We start from the raw sequence: 22,992 nt of genomic DNA, 5'->3' as shown, positions 1-22,992 counted from the left end.
CTAGGACCTAGTCTGCCCCGTCCCTCCACCGGTCCGTAGGCCGCCTCGCAACAGTTCACCCGCTGGTCGCCCCGGTACTACGTGATGCCCCGCCTCACCCCTCGGCGAGCACTGCCCGAAGTACCGGCTCGAAGGTCGCCGGGTCATCGGCGAACCCGGTGTGCCCGCCTGGGAAACGGGTCGGCTCGACCCCCAAACCAGCCGCGAGCGCGGTCGAGGTGCGCTCGCAGAGCTGGCCGCCCGACTCCTCGCCGATGCCGACCACGATGCGGACCGGCCCGTCTCGCAGGGTGTCGAGCCGGGGCTCCCAGCTGACGCTCGGCCCGAGTTCGTGCCCGAACCAGAACCGCTCGTCCACCATCGACTGCGTGTCGCGCTCGCCGCCGAACATCTCCGCGGCCATGCCCGGCGGCAGGAAGATGTTCGCCTGCGCGAAGAACTTCTCCCACGCACCGACCACGTCGCCCGACAGGTAGGTCGCGCGGAGGTCCTCTGACAGCGCGTTCTGCTCGACCCGGTCGTCGAGCAGGTTGAGCAGCGGCGGCTCGTGCGCGATCACCCTGCTGACCGAGTCGGGGTAGAGCTCCGCGAGCGCGAGCACACTGACCGCCCCGCCGCTCGACCCGAGCGCGATGGCGGGCCCGGCGCCGACGTGGGTGATCAGAGCAGCCAGGTCGGCAGCCCGCTGCGCGGGAGTCGAGTCCTGGTCGGGGTTGTCGAGCGGGCTGCGGTTGATCCCGCGCGGGTCGGTCGTCAGCACGGTGTAGTCGGTGGCCAGCAGGTCGGCCAGTGGCGCGAAGGAGTCGGCATCCATCGGAGCGCCGACCAGTACGACGAGTGGGCCGGTGCCGCGCAGTTCGTAGTACAGGCGGGCATCGTCGACGTCGAGGGTCAAAACGGTCTGTGTAGTCATGTCTCGACCATGCGGGAGACCGGGCCGCGGACTCCAACACCTGTTCGACCGTTATTAACACCCCAAGTGTGTTAATAAGGTCGGGTGCCCGATGACCTGGAGATCCGGATGCTGCGGTACTTCGTCGTCGTGGCGGAGGAACTGCACTTCAGCCGTGCGGCCCAGCGGCTCTTCATCGCGCAGCAGGCGTTGAGTCGCGACATCCGCCGGCTCGAGGATCGCCTCGGCGCGCGGCTCTTCGATCGCACCACTCGCCGGGTCGAACTGACGCCGTCCGGGCAGAAGCTGCTCGCCAGGGCCCGTGAGCTGATCAGCTTGCACGACCTCACCGTGCATGAGTTGCGCGGCTTCGCCCCGTCGATGACAGTCGACGTGGTCGGCCCGGGGCTCACGCCCACGCTCGTGCTCGCGGCTGCCCGAGGGATCGCGCCGGAGCTGGAGTTCTTCGTTCGCTTCCACACCGGTACCGAGGCGGCCGTACCGCTGGTGCAGGCCGACCGTCTCGACGTCACCTTCGGCCGGCATCCCGGGCCGGCCGAAGGTCTGCGTCAGCGTGTCGTCCGGTACGAACCACTGGCCGTCTTGCTGCCTGAAAGCAACCCGCTCGCCGCCCGCGCCGAGATATCGCTGCAGGACCTGCAGGGGACCGGATTGTGTTACCGGGCGGGGAATCACGCCACCCCCGCCTGGGATCACGCGATCCTGCAGCTGCTCGCGCCATGGGGTGTCGACCGGACGCTCGCGCATCCGCATGTCGAGGGCGGCGCGGATGAGCTCGCGCAGCACATCCGCGACCGGAACTCCCCGATCCTGACGATGAGCACCCAGCCGCCGGTCCCGGGCGCGGTACTGCGCCCGGTCGTCGACCCCGTGATCCTCTATCCGTGGTCGATGATCTGGCGGGCCGACCTCGCTCACCCCGCGCTCGACGCCCTCAACGCGGCGATCGACCAACTCGCCACTGACGACTGGCTCGCCGTCCCCGAGAACGCCTGGCTGCCTGAGCCCGAGGGCCGCGGGCATAACGACAGGAGGTAGTCCGCAGATCGACCGTCCGGCACGATCCCCTGAGCCGAGCGCCGGACGATCGAGGCGACTACTTCCTGTCGTTGTGCACGTCCAGCACGAGCTTGCCCTGCGTCCTACCGCTCGCCATCCGGCGGTGAGCCTCGCCCGCCTCGGCCAGCGGGAAGGTCTCCTCGACCTCCACCTGTACCTCGCCGTGCTCCACCAGCACCGCGATCTCCCCGAGCGCGTACCCGTCCGGCTCGACCAGGAACGGCCGCACCCGGACACCGGCCGCCGCAGCCTTGGCGAGCAGCTCAGGTGAAGTACCGGACGGTACTGCGACCAGCAGCCCACCCGGCTTGAGCACCTTGATCGACTGGTCGAGCGTCGTCTCGCTACCGACCAGATCCACTACCAGATCCAGCCCACTCGTCGCCGACTCGACGTCGGTCGTCTGGTAATCGATGACCTCATCCGCCCCCAGCGACAGCAGCCAATCGTGCTTGGCCTTGCTCGCCGTCCCAATCACGTAGGCGCCAAGGTTCTTCGCGAACTGAACCGCAAGATGCCCGACCCCGCCACCCGCCGCATGGATCAGCACCCGCTGCCCTTGCTGAAGCTCAGCCGCAGCCGTCAGGATCTGCCAAGCCGTCAGCCCGGCCAGCGGAAGCGCCGCCGCCTCGGCATGACTCAAGTTGGCAGGCTTCTTCGCGAACTGCCGAGACGGCGCGGTGACGTACTCGGCGTACGCGGAAGCGGCCCGTGGAAACCACGGCATCCCGTAGACCTCATCGCCGACCTCGAGCGTGTGCACGCCGAACCCAATCTCCTCGACCACGCCGGACACGTCCCAGCCGAGGATGAACGGCGGCTCACCGAGCACGCCCTGCATGCCGCCGCCCTCGCGGGTCTTGTAGTCGACCGGGTTCACGCCGGCCGCGTGCACGCGGACCAGGACCTCGGTCGGTAGTGGTTGGGGTCGCTCAACCTCGGCGACGTGCAGGACCTCGGGTCCGCCCAGCTTGTTCTGTGTGATGGCTTTCATGGGCCGGACGCTATCTGCGGAGCCGTACTTTCCCGCAAGGGCTGCTACTATCTTTCGGAAAGTGATCAGCTCAGAAGGGCCTTCCGTGACCGTCATCTGCTCGACCGGAGTGCACGACAAGCACGATGTGTACGCGATCCAGTGCCCGTGCCGCGACGTCCTCGACCTGCTCGCGAACAAGTGGGCCGCCCTCGCGATCGGCGCGCTGGAGGACGGCCCGGTCCGGTTCGGCGAGCTCCAGCGCCGGCTGCAGGGCATCAGTCCGAAGGTGCTGACCAATACCCTGCGCCGGCTCGAGGACAGCGGCTTCATCGACCGCGAGATCTACGCCGAGGTCCCGCTCCGCGTCGAGTACTCGCTGACCGCCCTCGGCCACAGCGTCTCGACCCCACTAGCGGGCCTCCGCACCTGGGTCGAAGCCCACCTCCACGAGATCAGCTGACCTTCAGCCGCCAGAGCGAGGTCACCTCCTTCGCCCGGGCCCAGTGCAGCGGATCCCTGCTGTCGTTGGCCTTTCGATGCCCCGGTACTACGGAATCGCACCCGGCCACCCTGAGCCCGGCTCGCGTGATCTTGCTGAGGAACTCGGCCCGGGTTCGCAGCCCCAGATGCTCGGCCAAGTCGGACAGGATGAGCCAGCCCTCCCCGTCCGGCGTGAGGTGTTCGGCCAGCCCGTCGAGCCAGGCCTGCAGCATCTGCCCGTTCTCGTCGTAGACGGCATGGTCGAGCTCGGTGATCGGGCGGGCCGGGATCCAAGGCGGATTGCAGACGACGAGATCCGCCCGGCCTGGCGGGAAGAGGTCGTGGTGGAGCAGTTCGACCCGATCCGCCAGCCCGATCCGCCGGAGGTTGTCGCGGGCGCACGCGATCGCCCGGCTGCTCGTGTCCGTCGCGATCACCCGCGCCCCACGTCCGGCGAGCAGTGCGGCGAGCACTCCGGTGCCGGTACCGATGTCGAAGGCAATGGTTGCTTTAGGCAACTGCTGAGCCGCTGCGAGTTCGACGTACTCGGCTCTGGTCGGCGCGAAAACGCCGTAGTGCGGATGGATCCGGTCGTTCAGCGCCGGGATCTCGATGCCTTTGTGGCGGAGTTGATGCGCGCCGATGACGCCGAGTAGTTCGCGCAACGGGATGAGTCGAGGGCCGTCGCTCGCGCCATAGGCCTCGCGACAGGCTTGCGCGACCTCCGGTGCGCGGCGGAGCGGGATGACGTACTGGTCATCCATTGCTATCAGCAACGAATTGAGGCGGCGGGCCTGGTCGGCCTGGTGATTGCGGTACTGCTGGAAGTTCAGCGCCTTCCTGGGTCGTTTGAGGGCGGTGAGCAACTGTTTGGCGTGCTGGAAGTCGCCTTGCCAGACGAGTTGGTTGCCTTGGGCGATCAGGCTGTCTGCCTGCCGCGCGGACAGTCGATCGTCCACGGTGATGACGTTGTCCATGAACCGTTCCTGCTTGCTTCGAGAGCTGAAGATGGGCAGCGTGGCTCGCCCGATCGCCGCGATGCGGCACCGGTGAGCAGGAACGGAGGACTAGCGAACGACGGCGGCGTGAATCGGTCTCGTCATGCCCCCAGGCTAGCCGTCGTCCGGTTCTGCTCTTCCGGCGTGCCGAACGGCGCGAGCATCAGGTCGGTGATCCCGGTGGAAGCGAGTCGGGTGATCGCCCGAGCGACCTCGGCTTCGGAGCCGGTGATCAGCAACTCCGCCGGTGAGGTGACGCCTTCCCGGTCGAGCATCGCCCGGTACTCCGGAACCTGACCCGCCATCGCGAACTGCGCGCCGAACCGAGTCCGCACCTCGTCCGCGTCATCAGTCACGCAAACCGCCAGCCCGGCGACCACCCGCGGCGCGCTCCGCCTCGCCTGGGCGGCTGCCTTCTGCGCCGACGGCACGATGTGCTCAGCCAACGTCCGGGGCCCGGTCATCCAGGTCACCACCCCGTCCGCAAGTTCTCCCGCCACCCGCAACATCGCGGGCCCCAAGGCAGCTACCAGCACCTGGGGTGCGGCCGGCGTCAGGGAGGGGAGCGGCGGCGGCTGCTGCACCGCGCCGACTGCTCTCAGCGTCTCGCCGGCGAAGTCGACGGCCTCGCCGCGCAGCAGGGGGCTTATTACCTGTAGATATTCGCGCGTCCGCTGAGCGGGGCGATCCGCCGGTAGGCCGTACATCCCGGCAGTCATCGCCGCGATACCAGCGCCGATGCCGAGGCTGAGGCGGTTGCCCGTTGCCGCCTGGACGGTCAGCGCCTGACTGGCCAGAGCCAGCGGATGGCGTTGGGGGACCGGGATGACCGCGGACCCGAGCTCGATCCCACCGACCTCGCGGCCGGCTACCGCGAGCGCGGTCAGCGCGTCGAGGCCCAAAGCTTGTGAGATCCAGGCGGTCGAGAAACCGCCGGCCGCATCCCGTACCTGCTGAACGACGTCATCGAGTGACGCCGGACCGCGTACCTCGCCGACCGCCAGGCCAATCCGCATCTCGTACTCCCTGGAATTTAAGTGGGGTGTCACCCCGGTTAGCTACTCGGGTACGATATGGGGGACCACCCCAGTTAGCAAGGGAGATGTTGTGCGGGCCGATGCGCGACGGAACTTCGAGCGGCTGGTCGCAGTGGCCGCGGAGGTCGTCGCCGAGCAGGGCGCGGACGCCTCGATGGAAGAGATCGCCCGCCGGGCCGGGGTCGGCTCGGCGACCCTGCATCGGCACTTCGGCGGCCGGACCAGGATGCTCGAGACGGTGTTCAAGAGCAGTGTCGACGCCGTCTGCGCGCGGTCCGACGAGCTGCTCGACCACGACGACTCAGGGGAAGCGCTCCGCAGCTGGTTGTCGGCCGTCGTCGCCCACGCCACTCGGAACCGCGGTCTCGGCGCCGCCCTGATGATGAGCGCCGAGCGCGGTTCGGAGTTCCACGCCCGGATCACCCGGGCCGGCCGGCAGCTCCTCGACCGTGCTCAGCAACACCACGCGGCAGACCGGGACGCGACGATCGGCGACCTGCTGGGCCTGGTCAACGGGATCTCCTCAGCCAGCGACCAGGACCCCGTCCGGGCCGAGCGATTGCTCGCCCTGGCTATCCGCGGTGTCAGTCCTGCCGTGCGCTCGTAACGCTTCCGGGTCATCCATGACGTGACTCCCGTCGCGGTCTCATAGACTGCGGCTCTCGATCCCCGAATGTCGACCGAACCTGAGGAAGTTGTTCGTGCTCACGATGCAGGACGCGCTGCTCGCGCTGACGAAGTACTGGACCGACCGCGGCTGCATGATCGTGCAGCCGTTCAACACCGAGGTGGGGGCCGGCACGCTGAACCCGGCGACCATCCTGCGCGTCCTCGGTCCCGAGCCGTGGCGGGTCGCCTACGTCGAGCCCTCGGTCCGTCCGGACGACGCCCGGTACGGCGAGAACCCGAACCGGCTGCAGACGCACACCCAGTTCCAGGTCGTGCTCAAGCCGGACCCGGGCAACCCGCAGGAGCTGTTCCTGAGCAGCCTCGAGGCGCTCGGTATCGACATCGACGCGCACGACGTCCGGTTCGTCGAGGACAACTGGGCCAACCCGGCGACCGGTTCGTGGGGACTCGGCTGGGAGGTCTGGCTGGACGGGCTGGAGATCACCCAGTTCACCTACTTCCAGCAGGCCGGCGGCATGACGGTCGACCCGGTGTCGGTGGAGATCACCTACGGCATCGAGCGGATCATGATGGCGCTGCAGGGCGTCTCGCACTTCAAGGACATCGCCTACGCGCCGGGCATCTCGTACGGCGAGGCGTTCGGCCAGGCGGAGTACGAGATGAGCCGGTACTACCTCGACGACGCCGACGTCGACAGCCAGAAGCGGCTGTTCGAGGAGTACGCGAACGAGGCCCGCCGGATGCTCGACCTGCGGCTGCCGGTTCCGGCTCATACCTATGTCTTGCGTTGCTCGCACACGTTCAACGTGCTCGATGCGCGCGGCGCGGTCAGCACTACCGAGCGCGCCAAGGCGTTCGGGCGGATGCGGACGCTGGCGCGCGAGGTGGCGTCGCTTTGGGCGGAGCGGCGTACTGAGCTCGAGCACCCACTCGGTATCGCCTCGCTGCCTGCGGCCGCTGCTTTGCCTACCGAGTTCCCGGTGATGAGTGGGACGCGGCAGTTGCTGTTCGAGATCGGTACCGAGGAGATGCCGCCGTCGGAGGTCACCAAGACTGCCGTCGCCGTTCGTAAGGCTTTGGAAGAGAAGCTCGCCGCGACCCGTCTTGGGCATGGCGAGGTCACGACGTATGCGACGCCGCGCCGGGTGGTCGCCTTTGTGGCTGCCGTCCAGGCGAGTGAGCCGGATGCGGAGAAGGTTTCGCGTGGTCCGAAGAAGGCGGCGGCATTTGATGCCGAGGGCAACCTTACGAAGGCCGCTGCTGGGTTCGCCCGGGGGCAGAAGGTGGATCCTTCGGAGCTGCACGACTTGGTGGTTGACGGTGTCGAGTACGTCGCGGTGACCAAGCCTGATCCGGGGCGTGGTGCTGCGGAGGTGCTCAGCGGCGTACTGGCCGAGATCGTCAGCGGTCTGCGGTCGGACAAGAACATGCGCTGGAACGACGCCAAGCTGTCGTTCACCCGGCCGGTCCGCTGGCTGGTCGCGCTGCTCGGTGACCAGGTCGTTCCGGTGTCGGTGTCGTCGCTGACGGCTGGGCGGGTCACGCGTGTACTGCGTACCGCCGCGCAGCCGACGGTGGAGATCGCCTCTGCCGAGGGCTACCTCGACCTGCTCCGCATCCACGGCATCGAGGCCGACCCGGCCAAGCGGCGTCAGCGCGTTGTAGAGGCCTCGGAGCTGCTGGCGCGTGAGGTCAACGGCAGCATCGACTTCGAGGCTGAGTCCGCGCTGCTGGACCAGATCGTCAACCTGATCGAGGAGCCGACGCCGATCCTCGGCAACTTCTCGGCCGACTACCTTGATCTGCCGGCCGAGATCCTCACGACCGTGATGCGCAAGCACCAGCGCTACCTGCCGGTGCGTGGTGCTTCGGGTGAGCTGCTGCCACACTTCGTTGCCGTTGCCAACGGTTCGGTCAACGAGGCGACCGTGCGGAACGGCAACGAGGGCGTACTGCGTGCCCGCTACGAGGACGCTGCCTTCTTCTGGCGTGCTGATCTGCAGAGCACGCCTGAGGCGATGAAGCAGGGCCTGGAGAAGCTGGCCTTCGAAGAGCGGCTCGGCTCGATGGCTCAGCGCGCCGGTCGTATTGCGGCTGTCGCTCTGGCCCTGGCCTCTGTCGTGGAGCTGTCCGGTGACGATCTGGTGGCCTTGCGGCGCGCTGCGGAGCTGGCGAAGTTCGACCTCGGCTCGCAGATGGTCGTCGAACTGACCAGCCTGGCCGGGACGATGGCTCGTGAGTACGCCCGCCGCAGCGGCGAAACCGAAGCCGTTGCTCAGGCGTTGTTTGACATGGAACTCCCGCGGTCCGCCGGCGACCCGGTCCCGTCTTCTGTGCCGGGAGCCCTGCTGGCGTTGGCGGATCGGTTCGACCTGCTGGCCGGCCTGTTCGCGATCGGCGCGAAGCCGACTGGTAGCTCCGACCCGTTCGCGTTGCGCCGTGCGGCCGCTGGTGTCGTCGCGATCCTGCGCGAGCACCCGTCGCTGCGTGCGATCACCTTGTCGACCGGCCTCGCTGCCGCCGCCGCCGAGATCAGCGGGCAAGGCATCGAGGTGTCCGAGGCCGTGCTGGCCGATGCCGCGGACTTCACCGTCCGGCGGTACGAGCAGCAGCTGACCGATCGCGGCGACGACCACCTGCAGGTCGCCGCCGTATTGCCGCTGGCCGAGGCCCCGGCGACGGCTGACGAGACGCTGGCCGAGTTGCAGCGGCAGGTCGCGAACGAAGGGTTTGCCGAGCTGGTCGCCGTACTCCAGCGAGCTCGACGGATCGTGCCGGCCGACGCAGTCGCGGAGTACGACGCCACCAAGCTCACCGAACCGGCTGAGGTAGCCCTCCACGAAGCCGTCCAAAAGGTAGGCACCGCCCCCACCGGCCTAGCCGACTTCGTCACCGCCACCCAGCCCCTGGTAGCCCCCATCACCACCTTCTTCGAAGAGATCCTGGTCATGGCCGAGGACCCCGACCTCCGCGCCGCCCGCCTAGGCCTCCTAGCCACCATCCGCGACCTAGCGGCCCCCGTCCTCGACTGGCAAGCCCTAGGCACCAGCCTCACCAAAGAAAACTAACCCGAGCTACCGTCCGGCGTGGGGCACTCACCCCACGCCGGCACCTCGTTCGCTCCTCCGTCGCTCCCACGGCGCTAGCTCCCACCGGCCCTGGGCGCGGGCTCCTGCGTCGCCCGCTTGATGAAAGCACCCTGGTTGTTGCATAGCCCCGAGCGGTGAGGCTGCCCGTGCGTACGCGGGTCGATGTCCGGCGTCAGGTAGTCGCCCCGCGCTGCGTCTCGTTGGCTCCCATGCCGTTCTAACAGCTCTAGCCTCCACCCGCAGCCATGGGCATACTTGGTGGCTGCAGCTACTGCCAGGAGCGGAGGTGGGGATCCCAAGTGCCGTTGGTTCTTCGGCCGTTGAGGATCTCGTCCAGGCAGGTACCGCAGAACGTGAGTGCTGCGTCCAGATTCCAGAAATCCCGCGAGTACTCTGCGAACCCCGCGGCGGACCGGGTCGGCCGCGACGCCGCGGCTCTTGGCCTCAGCGGCCAGCTTGGTGCCCAGAGACCTCCGCAGGCGGTTCGCATCCAGCTGGGTGAGTCGTTCTGCCACCGTCGGCCTTTCTGTTCAGCCGACGCGCGGCATTTCGTGGTTCGTGTTCATGCGTCACTGGGCGGCGCGGTTTCGGTGCCAGTTGGCGGAGGTGCTCGGCGACGGCCTGGCTGACGGCGTTCTTGAGTTGAGGCTCGAGTGTTCGGAGGAAGCTGTCTCGCAAAGCCGGAGACAGCAGTTCCAGGGCCCGGGTATCAGGTTGGTACCCAGAAGCTTTCAGTACTGCGGTGAGCAGGGTGTTCCCGTCTGGAGATCCGAGCCGCTCTGCGGCGGGCTCCAGCGCTTGAACGAGGGCTGCGGAAGTGACGTCTGTGCTGGTGACCGCATCACGGACCACGGCGGCAAGATGATCGAAGTCAGTGCCGCCGGTGGCCAGATCTCTGATGGTGCGGGCGGCGGTGGTCACCGGTAGTCCGTTGACTCGGGTGACATCTCCATCCGGCAGATCGCGCTTGCGGTACCGAATGTCGGGTTGCGTGGTCTGCCGACGTACTGCTGTCGTGAATTCGTACTTGGAAGGCAGCAGGTCACCGAACCCGTGGACGGCCGCCGCGGACTCACCAGACACGACAGCCAGCGACTGGTTTCCCGCTGGCTGGCTGCCGGTGGCGAGCCAAGCTGCACGCAGGCCTTGCGACGGTCCGGTGTCGGCGGAAGGGAGTGCGTAGACGCCATGACGTACACGCTGCAAAGTGCCACGCTCGGCGAGGCGGGACAGCTGCATCTTGGAGACACCCGCGGCAGCCGCCTGGACCGTGGTCACCAGGCCCCACTGGCTGGACCCCAGAAGCTCCAACGACTCCAACACGTCGACTGCGCGCACCACGATCACCTCCTCGATACTTCAATAGTAACAGCCAACAGTTACTTTTAGAGTTCTCGAGGCGCTCCGGTGTGCTTGATAGGTAGCCACCTGTCCGTGAGCCTGTTTCTATATCTTGCTCGCCACCACCAGGTAGTTCTCGGCCTCGGGGTTGTACGTGCTTCTTTCCGTCCGGAGTCCGACCTGGTGCAACTCGGCTGTGAGTTGGTCGTGTCGGTAGGGCCAGCAGGACAGGAGTTCTGAGCGGACAAGAACCGACTCAGTCGCATCGACTTGCGCGATCGCAATCTCGATGTGGTGCTCTTCCTCCCACTGTGACGCAATCTCCCAGCGGTAGATCACGACGGCATTGCGCCCGTTCCGGCGGACTAGTCGGTCACTGATGTCGAGCCGGGAACCTCTGGCCCTCACGAGTTCCCAGGTGCGGGAGGTGAGTACCAAGCGCCCGCCCGGGCGCAGAAGGCGTGACATCGACTCCAGGGCAGCAATCCTGCCTGTCGCGCCCGCGGCATGGTGCAGCGAGTTGCCAACGCAGAACACCATGTCGAAGGTGTTGTCCTCGAAATGGTCGGGCAACTCTTGCCAGTCCGCCCGTACTGTCCGGACAGGTGCCCTGAATTCCTCGGCCAACTCTGCAGTCCGACGAACCATCGCTTCGCTGGCGTCCGTTGCGACGACCTGCATGCCACGACCGGCGAGGCCGACCGCCAACTGTCCGGTTCCGCATGAACAGTCGAGGACGTGAGCGTTCGGCGGCAGGAGACCGAGGACGTCGTCGAACGACGCAGCGAACTCGGCCGGGGCCAGCTTCGCATCCGAGATGAGCCACTCGTACACCTCGGCAAGCGCGTTATAGCTCGTCACAACTACTACCTCCGACACGGGGCAGACTCACGGTCGCACATCAGTACATCAGCGGAGCAAGCCGGCTCACCAATGGTTTTGCCAGGGCAACCCGCTGTCGGGCCGTAACCATCTAGACGGACTCGTCTGGCAGTTGGGTTGGGGCCGCCACCGCAGCGGTGTACTACAACCGCGGCGGCAAGATCATCAGTGCGACGCCTGCGAACCTCCAAGCCTTCGACAAGGCCGTCGAGCCCCTGTACGCCGAACTCGAACAGGACCCGGCCACCAAGGCGATGATCGACCGCATCCGCACCCTCAAGAAGTCCGTCCGAGTCCCCTCCACCGGCGTAGCCGCACCCTGCTGACCGAAACCCGTGTCGCCGCAGCCACCTGGCGAATAGGCTCGCGCTCATGACCGACGGCGACTGGAGAGATGACGATCCGGCGTTGCGGAGGACGCTGGCGGCGGCTGGTCTGTCGGCGACCGGGCGCTTTGTTCCCAAGGCGGGCTGGGTTAGTCGTGTGTGGGTTGGCGATGAGTACGTCGTACGGCTGAACAACAACGGGCAGTTCCGTGGCGCGTATCGGCACGAGGCTGCAGTTGTCGAGTTGCTTGCCGGCAGTGAGGTGCCGCATGCCCAGCATCTCGCTCACGGCGACGGGCCGGACGGGCCGTGGTACGTCTCCGAGCGTCTGCCTGGCCGAACCCTGTACGACGCATGGCCGGCGGCGGACTCGCGTACGCGTCAAGCGATGATCGAGAGCCTCGGCGCTGCGTTGCGCGCACTTCACCGCGTTCCTGTACCGGCGGACCTGCTCCCGCCCTGGCTGGTCGACGCGCTCGCCGGCAAGCCGTGGCCTGCGTTCCACCCGCCCGTGGTGAGTGCGACGCTTCAGCAGGTCGAGGCGGCCAGTCGAGTGCCCGGTCATGACTCGCGTCTGCTCGCGGACGTCTCCGATTGGATCCAGGAACGGCTGCCGTTGTTCGCCGCCGACGTACCCGTCCTGGTCCATGGTGATTTACATGGATCCAATGTGATCGTGGACCACGGACGCGTCAGCGGTCTTATCGACTTCGCGGAGGCGTTGGCTCAGCCGGCGGATGTCGAGCTCGACACCATCCTGCGCTGGTGTGCGAGGGCGCGGGAGTTCCCACCCACACCCGATGAACAAGGGCTCGACGAGACCACGCTCGCAGAGGTCCCCGGATGGCTGCGCGGCGCGTACCCGGAGCTGTTCGAGCGCGAGCAGCTGCGCGAGCGGTCGAACTTCTACGACATGTACGGGGAGCTCGCTCTGTACGCACACCACCCGCAGGCTGACATCCGCGAAGCGGCGCAGTACCGCATCGCCCGCCTGCTTTCCGGCCACAACCATCTAGATGGACTCACCTGGTAGTACCCGCCGGTCGGTGTTGTCGGCAGCCGACAGCACAGCGACGCGGCGGCGGAGGCGGCGAGGCTCGAAGGCGATGAATCCGAACGTGGCAGCACCGAGGAGCTGCGGGACTGCTCTCCACCATGGCCGATCGTCGTCGAGGAGCGTCGACACCGCAATCAGCACGAACAGGATCGGCACCACGATCAGCAGCAGGCGCATCCAGCGAGACTGATACCGCTCCAGTTGCCGGCGAGCAAAATCCAGCGCTGCCGCCCGGACCGCCGGATCGGTCGGAACTGAGCCACGGCGAGAAGCTCGCGCGGCGGCCCGGCCCTGCTGCCGGGACAGGTCGCCGGGCAGCGACGAGAAAAGACGGTCCGTTCGCCGTTGCATGATCGCCATCAAGACGCCGAAGGGCGGACCGCTCACCGCGCCGGCGACCAGCGCCGCGGTCCAGCTGAGGTGCATCAGATAGTGCGTGCCCAGCGCAAACAGCACGCCGTACAGAAGGCTGGACAGGATCCCGGTGAGCCAGGTGCGCATGGAGTGCACAGTGCCCCGCCTGGGCGGTTATCAGTATCGAGTTGCAGCTTGTGGCAGCGCTTGGGAGATGCGGGGTTGCCCAGTTAGAGGCAATAGTTGCGTTCGCCAGGCTCCTGAACGATCCCGGCGCCGATCCCCGCCCAGATGTGCGCGCGCACTATCGGCCCGTTCTGCGCACACACCTGGGCGGCTGATCGCTCTAGTTTCTTGGTGGGGCTGGTGTTACGCCGCGCGCCAGACCGCGGTGAGGGCGACGGCTCCGCGGGGGGTGGTGTGCAGCACGGTCGCGCCGTTCTTGTAGAGGTACGGCTTCCAGCCGCTCGGCTGGTGGCCGGCCGCGTACCAGCCGGTCTTGCTGGTGTCCTTCGGGTTCTGGTAGCGGGTCTTGTCGTCGTAGGAACGCTTCGCGGTCCAGCCCGCGAAGGTGTAGCCGGAGCGGGTGAAGGCGTTCTTCCGCAGGGCCGTCGACCGGTCGTAGAGCACCACGGTGGACGACATCGAGCCGGTACCACCCGCGGCGGCGTACGTCACCGTGAACTGGAAGTTGTCCAGGCGGTAGAGCCGGCCGGCGCCGATGTTGAAGCCCAGGTAGTAGGTGCCGCGCTGGTGGGTGAGGTGTTCGCTCTCGGAGCCGGAGGCGTGCTCGTAGGTGCGCACCAGCTTGAAGGACCAGTCGTAGACGAAGATCCGGTTGGTCTTCTGCGTGCCCTTCGGGCTGGTGATCACGTAGACGTAGCTCTGGTCGCAGTCGATACCCTGCCCGAGGCCGGTCATCGTCAGCTTCGCCGACTTCCCGGTCTCCTTGAACGCACTGTTGTAGGCGTAGTACTGGTTCAGCGTGCCGCCGGCGTACCGGTTGTTGACCGCGTCGTAGCACAGGCCGGTCGTTGTGTGCGGCAACAGCACGGTCTTCTCGATCGCGAGTGTGCTGGGGTTGATGATCCGAATGGCTCGTGCCTGGGTGGCACCCTGGACCGAGTCGTCGTTGGTCCAGGCCGGGATCATCAACCGCTTGGTGTCGGCGTTGTAGGCCATGTCGTTGCCGTGCCCGAGCAGATTCGTGGCGTGACCGGAACGGATCCGGAAGGTCGCGATCTTGGTCGGCGTGGACGCGTACAGCTTGGTCTTGATCAGCTGGGTGGAGTCGTAGACCTTGGTGCCGGACTTGGCGTGCTCCGACACGACGCTGTACCAGTACGTGCCATCGGTGACACCGCCGTTGAGCGCCGTGTACTTGGCCGAGGTCGGTTTGGCGGTCCCCGCCAGGGTCGGACCGGTGACCTTCGGCAAGGCGGCGCTCGCGGTCACTGTGCCGCCGGTGGCGAGCATGGTGGCGACGCCGAGCGCGCCCACCGTCCGCGTCAGCCGGCCGATTCCGTTCCGAGTAAGCATGAAGCCCCCTTCGCTGGTGCGGTGCTTCCCTGCGAAGCCGCACTCGTCCGCACGATAAGGGCCGAGGGAGGTCACGCTGCTTTCGCTGGTGGGTTAGAGCGGGAGAGTTAGGAGTGGGGCTAGGCGTTGGGCTATAAGGCGGTAGCCGTCGGGGTTGGGGTGGACGTCGTCGGTGTAGTGGGATTGGGCTTCTTCGGGGGTGAGGATTGTGCGGCCGTCGATTAGTTGGAGGTCTGGGTCGGCGAGGGTTCGGGCGCCTAGTTCTACGCAGGCTCGGATGTCGTCGAGGGTTAGGCCTACGGCGTTGGGTTTGCCTTCGATGTTGGGGGCGACCAGCGGGGTGATGACGACGATGGGGGTGTGGGGGTGGCCTTCTCGGACTGTGCGGAGGAAGGCTTCTACCTGGCCGGGGAGGGTTCGGCCGTTGAAGGTTTCGCCGCCGTAGATGTTGATGCCTAGGCAGAGGGAGATCAGGCGGGCGGGGGTGTCGCGGATGGTTCGGGCGGCGATTGGGTCTAGGTGGCATTCGCCTGCGAGGCCTAGGGCTACTAGGTCCCAGCCGTGTTGGCGGGCGACTAGGGCGGGCCAGGTTTCGGAGGGGCCGTAGGCGCCGGCGCATTGGGTGATTGAGCTGCCGTAGGTGATCCAGCGCGGGCCGGTCGGGGGGAGCGGCTCGGCTTCGCCCTCGAACGTCACGTCCCGTACGCCGATCGCGCCCGCCTGCGGCAACCAGATCTCCAACTCAACCGGCTCGCCGGCACCGGCCAACCCGACCGGCTCGCCGGTACTGGGTAGGGCGACGGTGAATTGTTGTTCGCCGAGGTCGACGGGGTGGCGGTGGTGGAGTTTGCCGTTGACGAGGAAGTCGACGGGGGCGGATTCCGAGTAGATGGTTGGCTCGGATCGGATTTCCAGGGTTACCGAGGATGCCGTTGTACGCCAAGTGGCTCGTACTCCGGCGGGGGTTGCTGCGCGCAACCAGAGGCGGTGGCCGGGGCGGTCTGGGCGGCCTAGCCAGTCGTGGAGTTCGAAGGGCTGCTCCCGTGGGTCGAGGCGCCAGAAGGTTTGCCAGCCGTCTGCGTCCACGACGCGATGCCGGTAGCCGGTCCAAAGCGGATCATTGCCCACCGCGCACCACCTCTACTCAAAACCGACAAGTCCCCGCATTCTCGCCTATCCGGGCAGGATCAGTTGAGGAGTGGTCTGACTTCTTGGGCGAGGAAGTGGGCGAAGGCGCCGATGTCCGGTTCGTCGGTGCAGGGTTGGACCGAGATGCCGGTGACGCCGGCGTCGGCTAGTTCCAGGAAGCGGTCGGCGATTGCGCGGGCGTCGCCGGCGGCGCCTGTGTCCGGGCCGCCTGGGATTCTGTACGCGGCCAGCTCTGCATCGACGCGGGCGCGAGCATCCGGGCCTGTTGCTGCCGGCAGGCTGGCGTACACCTCGTGCGGCTGATCACCAGCGCCGGCCAGGACAGTCGCGACCGACTCTTTCACGGCGGAGACGGGCAAGCCGAGGGAGAGCAGGGTACCGGTGCCGAGTTCGCCGGCGGCGGCGAGCGATCGCGGACCAGCGGCACCGATCAACAACGGCGGTGGTTGCAGTGGGGGATAGGCCAGCGCGACTTCGTCGAGGGTGACGTACCGCCCCGACACCGTGACGGTCTCCCCGTCCAGCAGTCGTCGCAGCGCGGTAGCGAACTCACGCAGCAAGGTGAGCGGCGCCTCGGCCCGTACGCCGGCTTGCCCCATCCACATCTGTACGCCGTGCCCAATCCCACCCGCGAACCGCCCCGGGAACAGCCGGTCGATCGTCGCGAACTCCATCGCCGCCTGCGCCACCGAGCGCAGCGCCACCGGCAGCAGCCCGATCCCCACCCGCACCCGCTCGGTGGCAGCCAAGGCGACCACTGCGCTGGCGACGGCGCTCTCCTTGAAGCAGTCCTCCGACAGCCAGAAGTCGTCCAGCCCGGCAGCGTCGACCGACGCCGCGACCGACCGCAGCGTCTCCGGCCGCAACGACGGTGGGAACACGAGTCCGATACGCAATGAACCACTCATCAATTCATCCTTGCGGACGCCACCGACAGATTCACCCGGAGCCGCCTCGCCAGCCGACGGATAGCCTGCTGGGACCGACGTGAGGAGAACCGGATGAGCAAGGCTCCATCCCCCACCGAGATCGCAGCCAGGTCCGAGCAAACAGCGCCGAAGCTGAGGCAGCACCTCCCGCCAACACCGCTGGAGAGGTACGCCGCATTCGGCGAGGAGCTCGACGCCGACGTACTGGTGAAAAGCGAGCACCGCCAGCGCACCGGCTCGTTCAAGGCGCGCGGGTCGATGGCCAAGCTCCTCACCCTCACAGCAGAAGAACGCGAGCGCGGCGTGGTGACCGCATCGACCGGCAATCACGCCTTGGGCGTCGGCAATGCGCTGGCAACGCTCGGCGGTCGCGGCATCGTGTACCTGCCGGAGAACGCGTCGCCCAGCAAGGTGGCCGCGCTCAAGCGGTTCGGCCTCGAGATCCGCGCCGAAGGCACCGATTCCGGCGTACTGGAACCGAAGGCCCGCGCCTACGCCGCCGAGCACGACCTGACCTATATCTCGCCCTACAACGACCCCGACATCATCGCCGGCCAGGGCACAGCCGCGGTCGAGATCCTTGAGCAGCTACAAGGCAACGACCTCGACGCAGTAGTTGTCGCAGTAGGCGGCGGCGGCCTCATCAGCGGCATCGCGGCCGTGCTCAAAGAACACCGACCAGACCTCAAGGTCTACGGCGCTTCCCCCGAGCGTGACGCCGCGATGGCAGCGTCGATTGCCGCCGGCCAGATCATCGCGATCGAAGGCCAGGAAACCCTCTCGGACGGCACGGCGGGCAGCATCGAACCGGGCAGCATCACCTTCGACCTGTGCCGCCAACTCGTCGACGACTGGGTCCTGGTCAGCGAGGACGCCATCAAACAAGCCCTCCGAACAGTCATCGACACAGAACACCAATTGATCGAAGGCTCCGCCGCAATGGCCTTCGCCGCCGCCCGCGCCCGACACAAGGAACTCCAAGGCAAGCGAGTAGCGATCGTCAGCTGCGGCGGAAATATCTCCTCGACAACCCTGGCCAAGGCACTAGCCTGACCAGGTGCGAGAACTGGTTGTACTAGGCACCAGTAGCCAGGTCGCGTCGCGCGAGCGCAACCAGAACGGCTACTTCCTACGCTGGGACAACGAAGGCTTCCTGTTCGATCCGGGCGAGGGTACGCAACGGCAGATGCTGTACGCCGGAGTCCCCGCGACCGCGATCACGCGACTCTGCATCACCCATTTCCATGGCGATCACTGCCTCGGCGTACCGGGTGTCATCCAGCGGCTCTCACTCGACGACGTGCAGCACCCCGTCCACGCGCACTACCCGCAGTCCGGTCAGGAGTACTTCACCAGGCTCCGGTACGCCGCTTCGTTCTACGAGCGGGCCGAGTTGCGTGAGGAGCCAGTGGAAGAGGACGGCCTGCTCTCCGTCGGCAGCTTCGGCCAACTCTGGGCGCGCAGACTGGAGCACCCGGTCGAGTCCTTCGGCTACCAACTGATCGAACCCGACGGCCGCCGGATGCTCCCCGACGAACTCAGCCGGTACGGCGTCAGCGGACCCGCCGTCGGCCGCCTGCAACAGGCCGGGTCGCTGGTCGTCGACGGACGGACAGTCACCATCGAGCAGGTCAGCGAGCCGCGAAGAGGCCAGCGCTTCGCGTTCGTGATGGACACCCGCCTCTGCGACGGCATCTTCAAGCTCGCGGATCAGGCCGACCTGCTGGTGATCGAGTCGACGTACCTGTCCTCGGAGGCCCAGCTGGCCAGGAACTTCGGCCACCTGACCGCCCGCCAGGCAGCCCGGATCGCGCAGGAGTGCGGCGTACGCAAGCTCGTCCTGACCCATTTCTCCCAGCGCTACACCGACCTCACCCCGTTCCACGCCGAGGCGGCCGAGGAGTTCGACGGCGAGATCGTCGTCGCCACCGATCTGGCCCGTACGCCGGTCCCGACCCGCCGCTGACCCCCGGTGGCGGACCGGGAACAACGGGTGCCCGATGATGGTTCTAGGTTTTATAACCCGCGTAAGCAAGGAGAACGAATGCTGTACGGAGCAGAGCACATCGAGCGCTACGAGGCGACTGACGGCGCGGAAGGTTACGACTTCGGCGACCACGGCGCGGAGATCCTCATTCTGACCACGGTCGGCCGCAAGTCGGGCGAGGAGCGCAAGAACGCGCTGATCTTCCGCGAGGTCGACGGTGGCTACGCGATCGTGTCCTCCGCCGGCGGCGCTCCGGCGCACCCGGGCTGGCACTTCAACCTCGAGGCCGACCCGAACGTGAAGGTCCAGATCAAGGCCGACAAGTTCGCCGCCAAGGCCCGGGTCGCCTCCGACGAGGAGCGCGCCAAGATCTGGCCGAAGATGGCCGAGGTCTGGCCGGACTACAACGAGTACACCAAGAAGACCGACCGGGTCATCCCGATCGTGATCCTCGAACGTCAGTAGTTTGTGATCCGGCTGGGATGCGGTCGCTCTAAGATGTGACCGTGTCACTGAGTGTTCTGGAGCCCCGGGTCGAGACGGCCGAGCCGGCGGCCGTCGACTGGCTCGGCGTGGTCGCCCGGGAGAAGGCTGCGCTCGCGATGGCGGTCCGGCTCGGGGACTGGATGTCGCAGGGCTACAGCCATCGGGCGCTCGGCCAGGCCGCGCTGGCGCTGGGAGACCAGCGGCGCGGCCGGCAACAGCTTGCCGAGGGCACCTACATCTTGCGTGCCCTCGGCATCGATCCCGACCCGGCCGCCTGACTGCTCGAGCGCAAGCGTCAGCGCAGCGAATGGAAGAACTCGCGCACGTCGCTGACCAGGATCTCCGGCTCCTCCAGCGCCGCGAAGTGCCCACCACGGTCCACATCGGTCCAGCGGGTGATGTTGTTCGCGTCCTCGCAGTACTTCCGGATGCAGACGTCGTGCGCGAAGGCGAGCACAGCCGTCGGTACGCCGGAGTTCACCGGCTGCTCGCCCCACGAGTTCTGCGCGTACCCGACGTACGCCGCCGAGCTCGCCGTACCGGTCAGCCAGTAGATCATCACGTTGGTGAGCAACCGGTCCCGGTCGATGATCGCGTCGGGCAGGGTGCCGCGCGGATGCGTCCACTCGCGGAACTTGTCCATGATCCAGGCCAGCTGCCCGACCGGTGAGTCGACCAGCCCGTACCCGATCGTCTGCGGCCGGGTCATCTGGATCTGGATGTAGCCGAACTCTTCGCGCTGGAACGCCTTGATCCGCGCCACTCGGTCCTGCTCCAGCGGAGTCAGCGACGCGATCTCCTCGTCCGACATCTGCATCGGCGGCAGGTTCGGCCCACCGTTCGTGTGGACGCCGACGACATGCTCCGGCGCCGACCGGGCGACCTCCGGCGACACTGCTCCACCGATGTCCCCACCCTGTACGCCGTACCGCTCGTACCCGAGTTCGGCCATCAACTTCGCCCACGCCCGCCCGATCCCAGCGCGAGTCCAGCCGCTCTCGGAGACCGGCCCCGAGAAGCCGAATCCAGGGAGCGAAGGAATCACCAGGTGAAAGGCATCGGCCGCATCGCCACCGTGCGCAGCGGGATCGGTCAGCGGTCCGATGATGTCCAGGAACTCCGCGATCGAGCCCGGCCAGCCATGGGTGAGGATCAACGGAAGAGCATCCGGGTTGGGCGACTTCACGTGCAGGAAGTGGATCCGTTGACCGTCGATCTCGGTCGTGTACTGCGGGAAGCTGTTCAGCTGCTTCTCCGCCGCACGCCAGTCGTACTCGCTCCGCCAGTACTCGACCAGCTCACTCAGCCAGCCGACCGGTACGCCGGTGTCCCAGCCGTCGCCGGGCAGCGGCGCAGGCAGCCGACTGTGGTCGAGCCGGTACTTGAGGTCGTCGAGGGCACTCTGCGGGATGTCGATGGTGAAAGGCTTCATGTCTCCGACTCTGTCACCCAGTTAGGACAGCTTGTGTCCTAGCTGGATGGCAGACTGCAGGACATGTTGGAAACCTCGGCCCGGCTCCTCAAGCTGCTCTCCTTGCTGCAGTCCCCGCGCGACTGGAGCGGCGCCGCGCTCGCCGAGGAGCTGGGCGTCGGCGTACGGACCGTACGCCGCGACGTCGACAAGCTCCGCAACCTCGGCTACCCGGTCGACGCCCTGCCGGGTGTGGCCGGCTATCGACTCGGCGCGGGCGCCGCCCTGCCACCGCTCTTGCTCGACGACGAGGAGGCGGTCGCCGTCGCCATCGGGTTGCGCGCGGCCGCGTCCGGGAGCGTGGCCGGGATCGAGGAGTCGTCGGTCCGTGCGCTGACCAAGCTCGAACAGGTGCTGCCGTCGCGACTGCGCCATCGGGTCCGGCTGCTGCAGTCGGTCGCGGTGGCCCCGTCTGGCATGGCGTCGGTCTCGCCCGAGGTCGTGATGGCCGTCGCAACGGCTTCCCGCGACCACCAGCGACTCCGCTTCGACTACCGCAGCCACGACGGCACCTCCACAGTCCGTACTACGGAGCCGCACCGCCTCGTCCATACCGGGCGAAGGTGGTACCTGGTCGCCTGGGACCTGGACCGCGACGACTGGCGAACCTTCCGCCTCGACCGCCTGGAACCCCGCATCCCCACCGGCCCACGCTTCACTCCCCGCGAAGCACCCGAGTTGGACCGGACGATGCAGGGCGTCGCTTCAGGCGGCTACCGGTACCACGCCGAGTTCATCATCCAGGCCCCCGCAGACCAGATCGCCGACCGAATCCCCAGCACCGTAGGCACAGTCGAGTCGATCGACGCCACCAGTTGCCTGCTGAAGGTCGGCGCCAACTCCCTCGACGAGATCCTGATGCACACCGGGTCGCTCGGCTATGACTTCACGATCCAGCACCCACCAGAACTGATCGAGCGCTCGCATCTGCTGGCTGCGCGGCTGACAGCGGCGACCACTAGCAAGCCGGCTTGATGTTCTGGTTCAGGTGGAAGATGTTCGCCTGGTCCCAGACGGTCTTCAGGGTGGTCAGGCGGGCCAGCTTGGCGGGCGGGAAGGCGCGGCTCACGGTCTCGCCGTTCAAGGTGTTGAGGTAAGCACCACCGGCGTACTGGTCGAGGGTCGCGGCGTACGCGCGGATGGTGGCGATGCGTTCGGCGTCGTCCTCGGCGTCCTCCCAGCGCGTGGCGGTGACGAACTCGAACAGCGTGTCCCGCTGGCTGAAGGCCGCATCCTCATCCGGTACTTCGGAGATCGCGCCGCCGTAGGCCTGCAGGCTCGCGCCGATGCCGGGGTTGCGGAGGAGCGTACGGATCGCCTCGTCCGGCAGGCTCTTGAAGTAGTGGCCTTTCCAGTACCGGCGGAAGCGGTGGCCCTGGATGCTGTCGTCCCGAGTCTGCAGCGTGAGGTAGGACATCTCTTCGACGGACTCGCTGGTCGCGTTGCCCAGCGCCCGGAAGGCTGCGAGCAGTTCGTCCGGGTTGCCGGGGGCACCGACCCAGACGAAGCCGATGGTGACCTGGTCGCCGTTGACGTACGCGGTGAAGGTCGCTTGCCGTGGGGCCGTGGCGTTCAGGTCGCGCCAGGCCCGGAGTACCTCGAAGGCCTCGGTAGTGGGATAGGTGAACTCGGCAACGAGTGCGCGGGTGCCGATCTGGTGCAGCCGGAAGACGAACTCGGTGACGATGCCGAAGTTGCCGCCACCGCCGCGCAGCCCCCAGAACAGCTGCGGGTTTTCATGTGCAGAGGCTGTCACCACGTCGCCGTCGGCGGTGACCAGCTCGTACTCCGTGACGTTGTCGCACGCGAGCCCGTACTGCCGGGCCAGCCAGCCCATGCCGCCGCCGAGCGTGAGTCCGCCAACGCCGGTGTGCGAGACATTGCCGGCCGTCGTCGCCAGCCCGTACTGCTGAGCGGCGCGGTCGAGCTCGCCGAGCAGCGCGCCGCCCTGGACCCGGGCGACCTTGGCATCCGGGTCGACCTCGACGTCGCCCATCGGGGTGAGGTCGATCATCAGGCCGCCCTCGGGGACCGCGAGCCCGGCGATGTTGTGCCCGCCGCAGCGGACGGCGATCTCCAGGTCGTTGGCCCGGGCGTACCGGACCGCGGCAGCGACTTCGTCCGTACTACGGCAGCGGGCGATCGCGGCTGGGCGCCGGTCGACCATGGCGTTCCAGACGGTGCGCGCCTCGTCGTACCCGGAGTCGCCTGGGTGCAGCAGGGTCAGGGTGTCGGTGGCGGTCATCGTGCTGCTCCTCTGCGTGGATTTGCTGTTGTCTCCACCCTGAC

Annotated in this window: 23 protein-coding genes; 11 read left to right on the top strand and 12 right to left on the bottom strand. The window is 67.3% G+C overall.

The genetic code is table 11. The features are described from left to right. Positions 1–94: 94 nt before the first annotated feature. Positions 95–913, bottom strand: coding sequence for an alpha/beta fold hydrolase (locus OHA70_RS04315; RefSeq protein ID WP_328328750.1), 819 nt, complete (start codon positions 911–913; stop codon positions 95–97). 84 nt (positions 914–997) lie between these two features. On the opposite strand from OHA70_RS04315, the gene OHA70_RS04310 reads away from it, so the two are divergent. After that, positions 998–1,951: a LysR family transcriptional regulator gene (locus tag OHA70_RS04310; protein WP_328328747.1), complete on the top strand. Its 954-nt coding sequence runs from the start codon at positions 998–1,000 to the stop codon at positions 1,949–1,951. Positions 1,952–2,009: 58 nt separating this feature from the next. On the opposite strand, the gene OHA70_RS04305 is transcribed toward OHA70_RS04310, so the two are convergent. After that, positions 2,010–2,966: an NADP-dependent oxidoreductase gene (locus OHA70_RS04305; RefSeq protein WP_328328745.1), complete on the bottom strand. Its 957-nt coding sequence runs from the start codon at positions 2,964–2,966 to the stop codon at positions 2,010–2,012. A 61-nt stretch (positions 2,967–3,027) separates the two neighbouring features. Here OHA70_RS04305 and OHA70_RS04300 point away from each other — a divergent pair, with 61 nt between their 5' ends. Beyond that, positions 3,028–3,408 (top strand): winged helix-turn-helix transcriptional regulator, encoded by a 381-nt coding sequence (locus OHA70_RS04300; protein ID WP_328328743.1) that lies wholly within the window; start codon positions 3,028–3,030, stop codon positions 3,406–3,408. Here the strand turns inward: OHA70_RS04300 and OHA70_RS04295 are convergent. Together OHA70_RS04295 and OHA70_RS04290 are read right to left on the bottom strand one after the other, a co-directional pair. Beyond that, positions 3,401–4,405: a class I SAM-dependent methyltransferase gene (locus OHA70_RS04295; RefSeq protein WP_328328741.1), complete on the bottom strand. Its 1,005-nt coding sequence runs from the start codon at positions 4,403–4,405 to the stop codon at positions 3,401–3,403. The genes OHA70_RS04300 and OHA70_RS04295 overlap by 8 nt on opposite strands. A 122-nt stretch (positions 4,406–4,527) precedes the next feature. Continuing rightward, entirely contained in the window at positions 4,528–5,442 is a 915-nt protein-coding gene (locus OHA70_RS04290; protein ID WP_328328739.1) for a TIGR03564 family F420-dependent LLM class oxidoreductase, read from the bottom strand. 91 nt (positions 5,443–5,533) lie between these two features. On the opposite strand from OHA70_RS04290, the gene OHA70_RS04285 reads away from it, so the two are divergent. Both OHA70_RS04285 and OHA70_RS04280 read left to right on the top strand, forming a co-directional pair. Then, on the top strand, positions 5,534–6,070 hold the full coding sequence (locus OHA70_RS04285) for a TetR/AcrR family transcriptional regulator (RefSeq protein ID WP_328328737.1): 537 nt from the start codon (positions 5,534–5,536) through the stop codon (positions 6,068–6,070). A gap of 103 nt (positions 6,071–6,173) precedes the next feature. Then, positions 6,174–9,161, top strand: a complete 2,988-nt coding sequence (locus tag OHA70_RS04280) for a glycine--tRNA ligase (protein ID WP_328335027.1) — start codon at positions 6,174–6,176, stop codon at positions 9,159–9,161. A gap of 465 nt (positions 9,162–9,626) precedes the next feature. Here the strand turns inward: OHA70_RS04280 and OHA70_RS04275 are convergent, their stop codons facing one another. Together OHA70_RS04275 and OHA70_RS04270 are read right to left on the bottom strand one after the other, a co-directional pair. After that, complete coding sequence (locus OHA70_RS04275) at positions 9,627–10,523, bottom strand: type IV toxin-antitoxin system AbiEi family antitoxin domain-containing protein (RefSeq protein ID WP_328328735.1); 897 nt, start codon at positions 10,521–10,523, stop codon at positions 9,627–9,629. A 105-nt stretch (positions 10,524–10,628) separates the two neighbouring features. Beyond that, positions 10,629–11,384: a class I SAM-dependent methyltransferase gene (locus tag OHA70_RS04270; protein ID WP_328328733.1), complete on the bottom strand. Its 756-nt coding sequence runs from the start codon at positions 11,382–11,384 to the stop codon at positions 10,629–10,631. 158 nt (positions 11,385–11,542) lie between these two features. On the opposite strand from OHA70_RS04270, the gene OHA70_RS04265 reads away from it, so the two are divergent. Further along, the gene (locus tag OHA70_RS04265) at positions 11,543–11,731 is read left to right on the top strand and encodes a hypothetical protein (protein WP_328328731.1); all 189 of its coding nucleotides are present in this window, start codon (positions 11,543–11,545) and stop codon (positions 11,729–11,731) included. Positions 11,732–11,777: 46 nt separating this feature from the next. Next, positions 11,778–12,764, top strand: a complete 987-nt coding sequence (locus tag OHA70_RS04260; protein ID WP_328328729.1) for a phosphotransferase family protein — start codon at positions 11,778–11,780, stop codon at positions 12,762–12,764. On the opposite strand, the gene OHA70_RS04255 is transcribed toward OHA70_RS04260, so the two are convergent. The 4 genes from OHA70_RS04255 to OHA70_RS04240 all read right to left on the bottom strand — a co-directional run bounded on the left by OHA70_RS04255 (position 12,744) and on the right by OHA70_RS04240 (position 16,738). After that, positions 12,744–13,289 (bottom strand): hypothetical protein, encoded by a 546-nt coding sequence (locus tag OHA70_RS04255; RefSeq protein WP_328328727.1) that lies wholly within the window; start codon positions 13,287–13,289, stop codon positions 12,744–12,746. The two genes, OHA70_RS04260 and OHA70_RS04255, sit on opposite strands and share 21 nt — an antisense overlap. Positions 13,290–13,511: 222 nt before the next feature. After that, positions 13,512–14,681, bottom strand: coding sequence for an InlB B-repeat-containing protein (locus tag OHA70_RS04250; RefSeq protein WP_328328725.1), 1,170 nt, complete (start codon positions 14,679–14,681; stop codon positions 13,512–13,514). A gap of 93 nt (positions 14,682–14,774) precedes the next feature. After that, positions 14,775–15,809 carry a GDSL-type esterase/lipase family protein gene (locus OHA70_RS04245; RefSeq protein WP_328328723.1) on the bottom strand — a complete coding sequence of 345 codons (1,035 nt, stop codon included), beginning with the start codon at positions 15,807–15,809 and terminating at the stop codon, positions 14,775–14,777. A 59-nt stretch (positions 15,810–15,868) separates the two neighbouring features. Beyond that, positions 15,869–16,738 carry an LLM class flavin-dependent oxidoreductase gene (locus OHA70_RS04240; protein ID WP_328328721.1) on the bottom strand — a complete coding sequence of 290 codons (870 nt, stop codon included), beginning with the start codon at positions 16,736–16,738 and terminating at the stop codon, positions 15,869–15,871. A gap of 93 nt (positions 16,739–16,831) precedes the next feature. Here OHA70_RS04240 and OHA70_RS04235 point away from each other — a divergent pair, with 93 nt between their 5' ends. From OHA70_RS04235 to OHA70_RS04220, 4 genes are all read left to right on the top strand, one after another. Then, positions 16,832–17,812 (top strand): threonine/serine dehydratase, encoded by a 981-nt coding sequence (locus tag OHA70_RS04235; RefSeq protein WP_328328719.1) that lies wholly within the window; start codon positions 16,832–16,834, stop codon positions 17,810–17,812. A gap of 4 nt (positions 17,813–17,816) precedes the next feature. Beyond that, positions 17,817–18,725 (top strand): ribonuclease Z, encoded by a 909-nt coding sequence (locus tag OHA70_RS04230; protein ID WP_328328717.1) that lies wholly within the window; start codon positions 17,817–17,819, stop codon positions 18,723–18,725. Positions 18,726–18,803: 78 nt separating this feature from the next. Further along, entirely contained in the window at positions 18,804–19,211 is a 408-nt protein-coding gene (locus OHA70_RS04225) for a nitroreductase family deazaflavin-dependent oxidoreductase (RefSeq protein ID WP_328328715.1), read from the top strand. A 41-nt stretch (positions 19,212–19,252) separates the two neighbouring features. Beyond that, positions 19,253–19,510, top strand: coding sequence for a hypothetical protein (locus OHA70_RS04220; protein ID WP_328328713.1), 258 nt, complete (start codon positions 19,253–19,255; stop codon positions 19,508–19,510). A gap of 17 nt (positions 19,511–19,527) precedes the next feature. Here the strand turns inward: OHA70_RS04220 and OHA70_RS04215 are convergent, their stop codons facing one another. Further along, the gene (locus OHA70_RS04215) at positions 19,528–20,664 is read right to left on the bottom strand and encodes an epoxide hydrolase family protein (RefSeq protein ID WP_328328711.1); all 1,137 of its coding nucleotides are present in this window, start codon (positions 20,662–20,664) and stop codon (positions 19,528–19,530) included. Positions 20,665–20,727: 63 nt separating this feature from the next. Here OHA70_RS04215 and OHA70_RS04210 point away from each other — a divergent pair, with 63 nt between their 5' ends. Beyond that, the gene (locus tag OHA70_RS04210) at positions 20,728–21,678 is read left to right on the top strand and encodes a helix-turn-helix transcriptional regulator (RefSeq protein ID WP_328328709.1); all 951 of its coding nucleotides are present in this window, start codon (positions 20,728–20,730) and stop codon (positions 21,676–21,678) included. On the opposite strand, the gene OHA70_RS04205 is transcribed toward OHA70_RS04210, so the two are convergent. Continuing rightward, positions 21,662–22,948, bottom strand: a complete 1,287-nt coding sequence (locus OHA70_RS04205) for an FAD-binding oxidoreductase (protein WP_328328707.1) — start codon at positions 22,946–22,948, stop codon at positions 21,662–21,664. The two genes, OHA70_RS04210 and OHA70_RS04205, sit on opposite strands and share 17 nt — an antisense overlap. Positions 22,949–22,992: the final 44 nt, after the last annotated feature.

It is taken from the genome of Kribbella sp. NBC_00382, assembly GCF_036067295.1.
Classification (GTDB): domain Bacteria; phylum Actinomycetota; class Actinomycetes; order Propionibacteriales; family Kribbellaceae; genus Kribbella.
The sequence above is the reverse complement of the archived record's forward strand: the minus strand, read 5'-3'. Positions and strand labels throughout refer to the sequence as shown.

Coding starts and splice junctions, on each gene's coding strand:
- OHA70_RS04315 (WP_328328750.1), bottom strand. CDS start 913: ATGACTACACAGACCGTTTTGACCCTCGACGTCGACGATGCCCGCCTG.
- OHA70_RS04305 (WP_328328745.1), bottom strand. CDS start 2,966: ATGAAAGCCATCACACAGAACAAGCTGGGCGGACCCGAGGTCCTGCAC.
- OHA70_RS04295 (WP_328328741.1), bottom strand. CDS start 4,405: ATGGACAACGTCATCACCGTGGACGATCGACTGTCCGCGCGGCAGGCA.
- OHA70_RS04290 (WP_328328739.1), bottom strand. CDS start 5,442: ATGCGGATTGGCCTGGCGGTCGGCGAGGTACGCGGTCCGGCGTCACTC.
- OHA70_RS04280 (WP_328335027.1), top strand. CDS start 6,174: ATGCAGGACGCGCTGCTCGCGCTGACGAAGTACTGGACCGACCGCGGC.
- OHA70_RS04260 (WP_328328729.1), top strand. CDS start 11,778: ATGACCGACGGCGACTGGAGAGATGACGATCCGGCGTTGCGGAGGACG.
- OHA70_RS04255 (WP_328328727.1), bottom strand. CDS start 13,289: ATGCGCACCTGGCTCACCGGGATCCTGTCCAGCCTTCTGTACGGCGTG.
- OHA70_RS04250 (WP_328328725.1), bottom strand. CDS start 14,681: ATGCTTACTCGGAACGGAATCGGCCGGCTGACGCGGACGGTGGGCGCG.
- OHA70_RS04240 (WP_328328721.1), bottom strand. CDS start 16,738: ATGAGTGGTTCATTGCGTATCGGACTCGTGTTCCCACCGTCGTTGCGG.
- OHA70_RS04235 (WP_328328719.1), top strand. CDS start 16,832: ATGAGCAAGGCTCCATCCCCCACCGAGATCGCAGCCAGGTCCGAGCAA.
- OHA70_RS04225 (WP_328328715.1), top strand. CDS start 18,804: ATGCTGTACGGAGCAGAGCACATCGAGCGCTACGAGGCGACTGACGGC.
- OHA70_RS04215 (WP_328328711.1), bottom strand. CDS start 20,664: ATGAAGCCTTTCACCATCGACATCCCGCAGAGTGCCCTCGACGACCTC.
- OHA70_RS04210 (WP_328328709.1), top strand. CDS start 20,728: ATGTTGGAAACCTCGGCCCGGCTCCTCAAGCTGCTCTCCTTGCTGCAG.
- OHA70_RS04205 (WP_328328707.1), bottom strand. CDS start 22,948: ATGACCGCCACCGACACCCTGACCCTGCTGCACCCAGGCGACTCCGGG.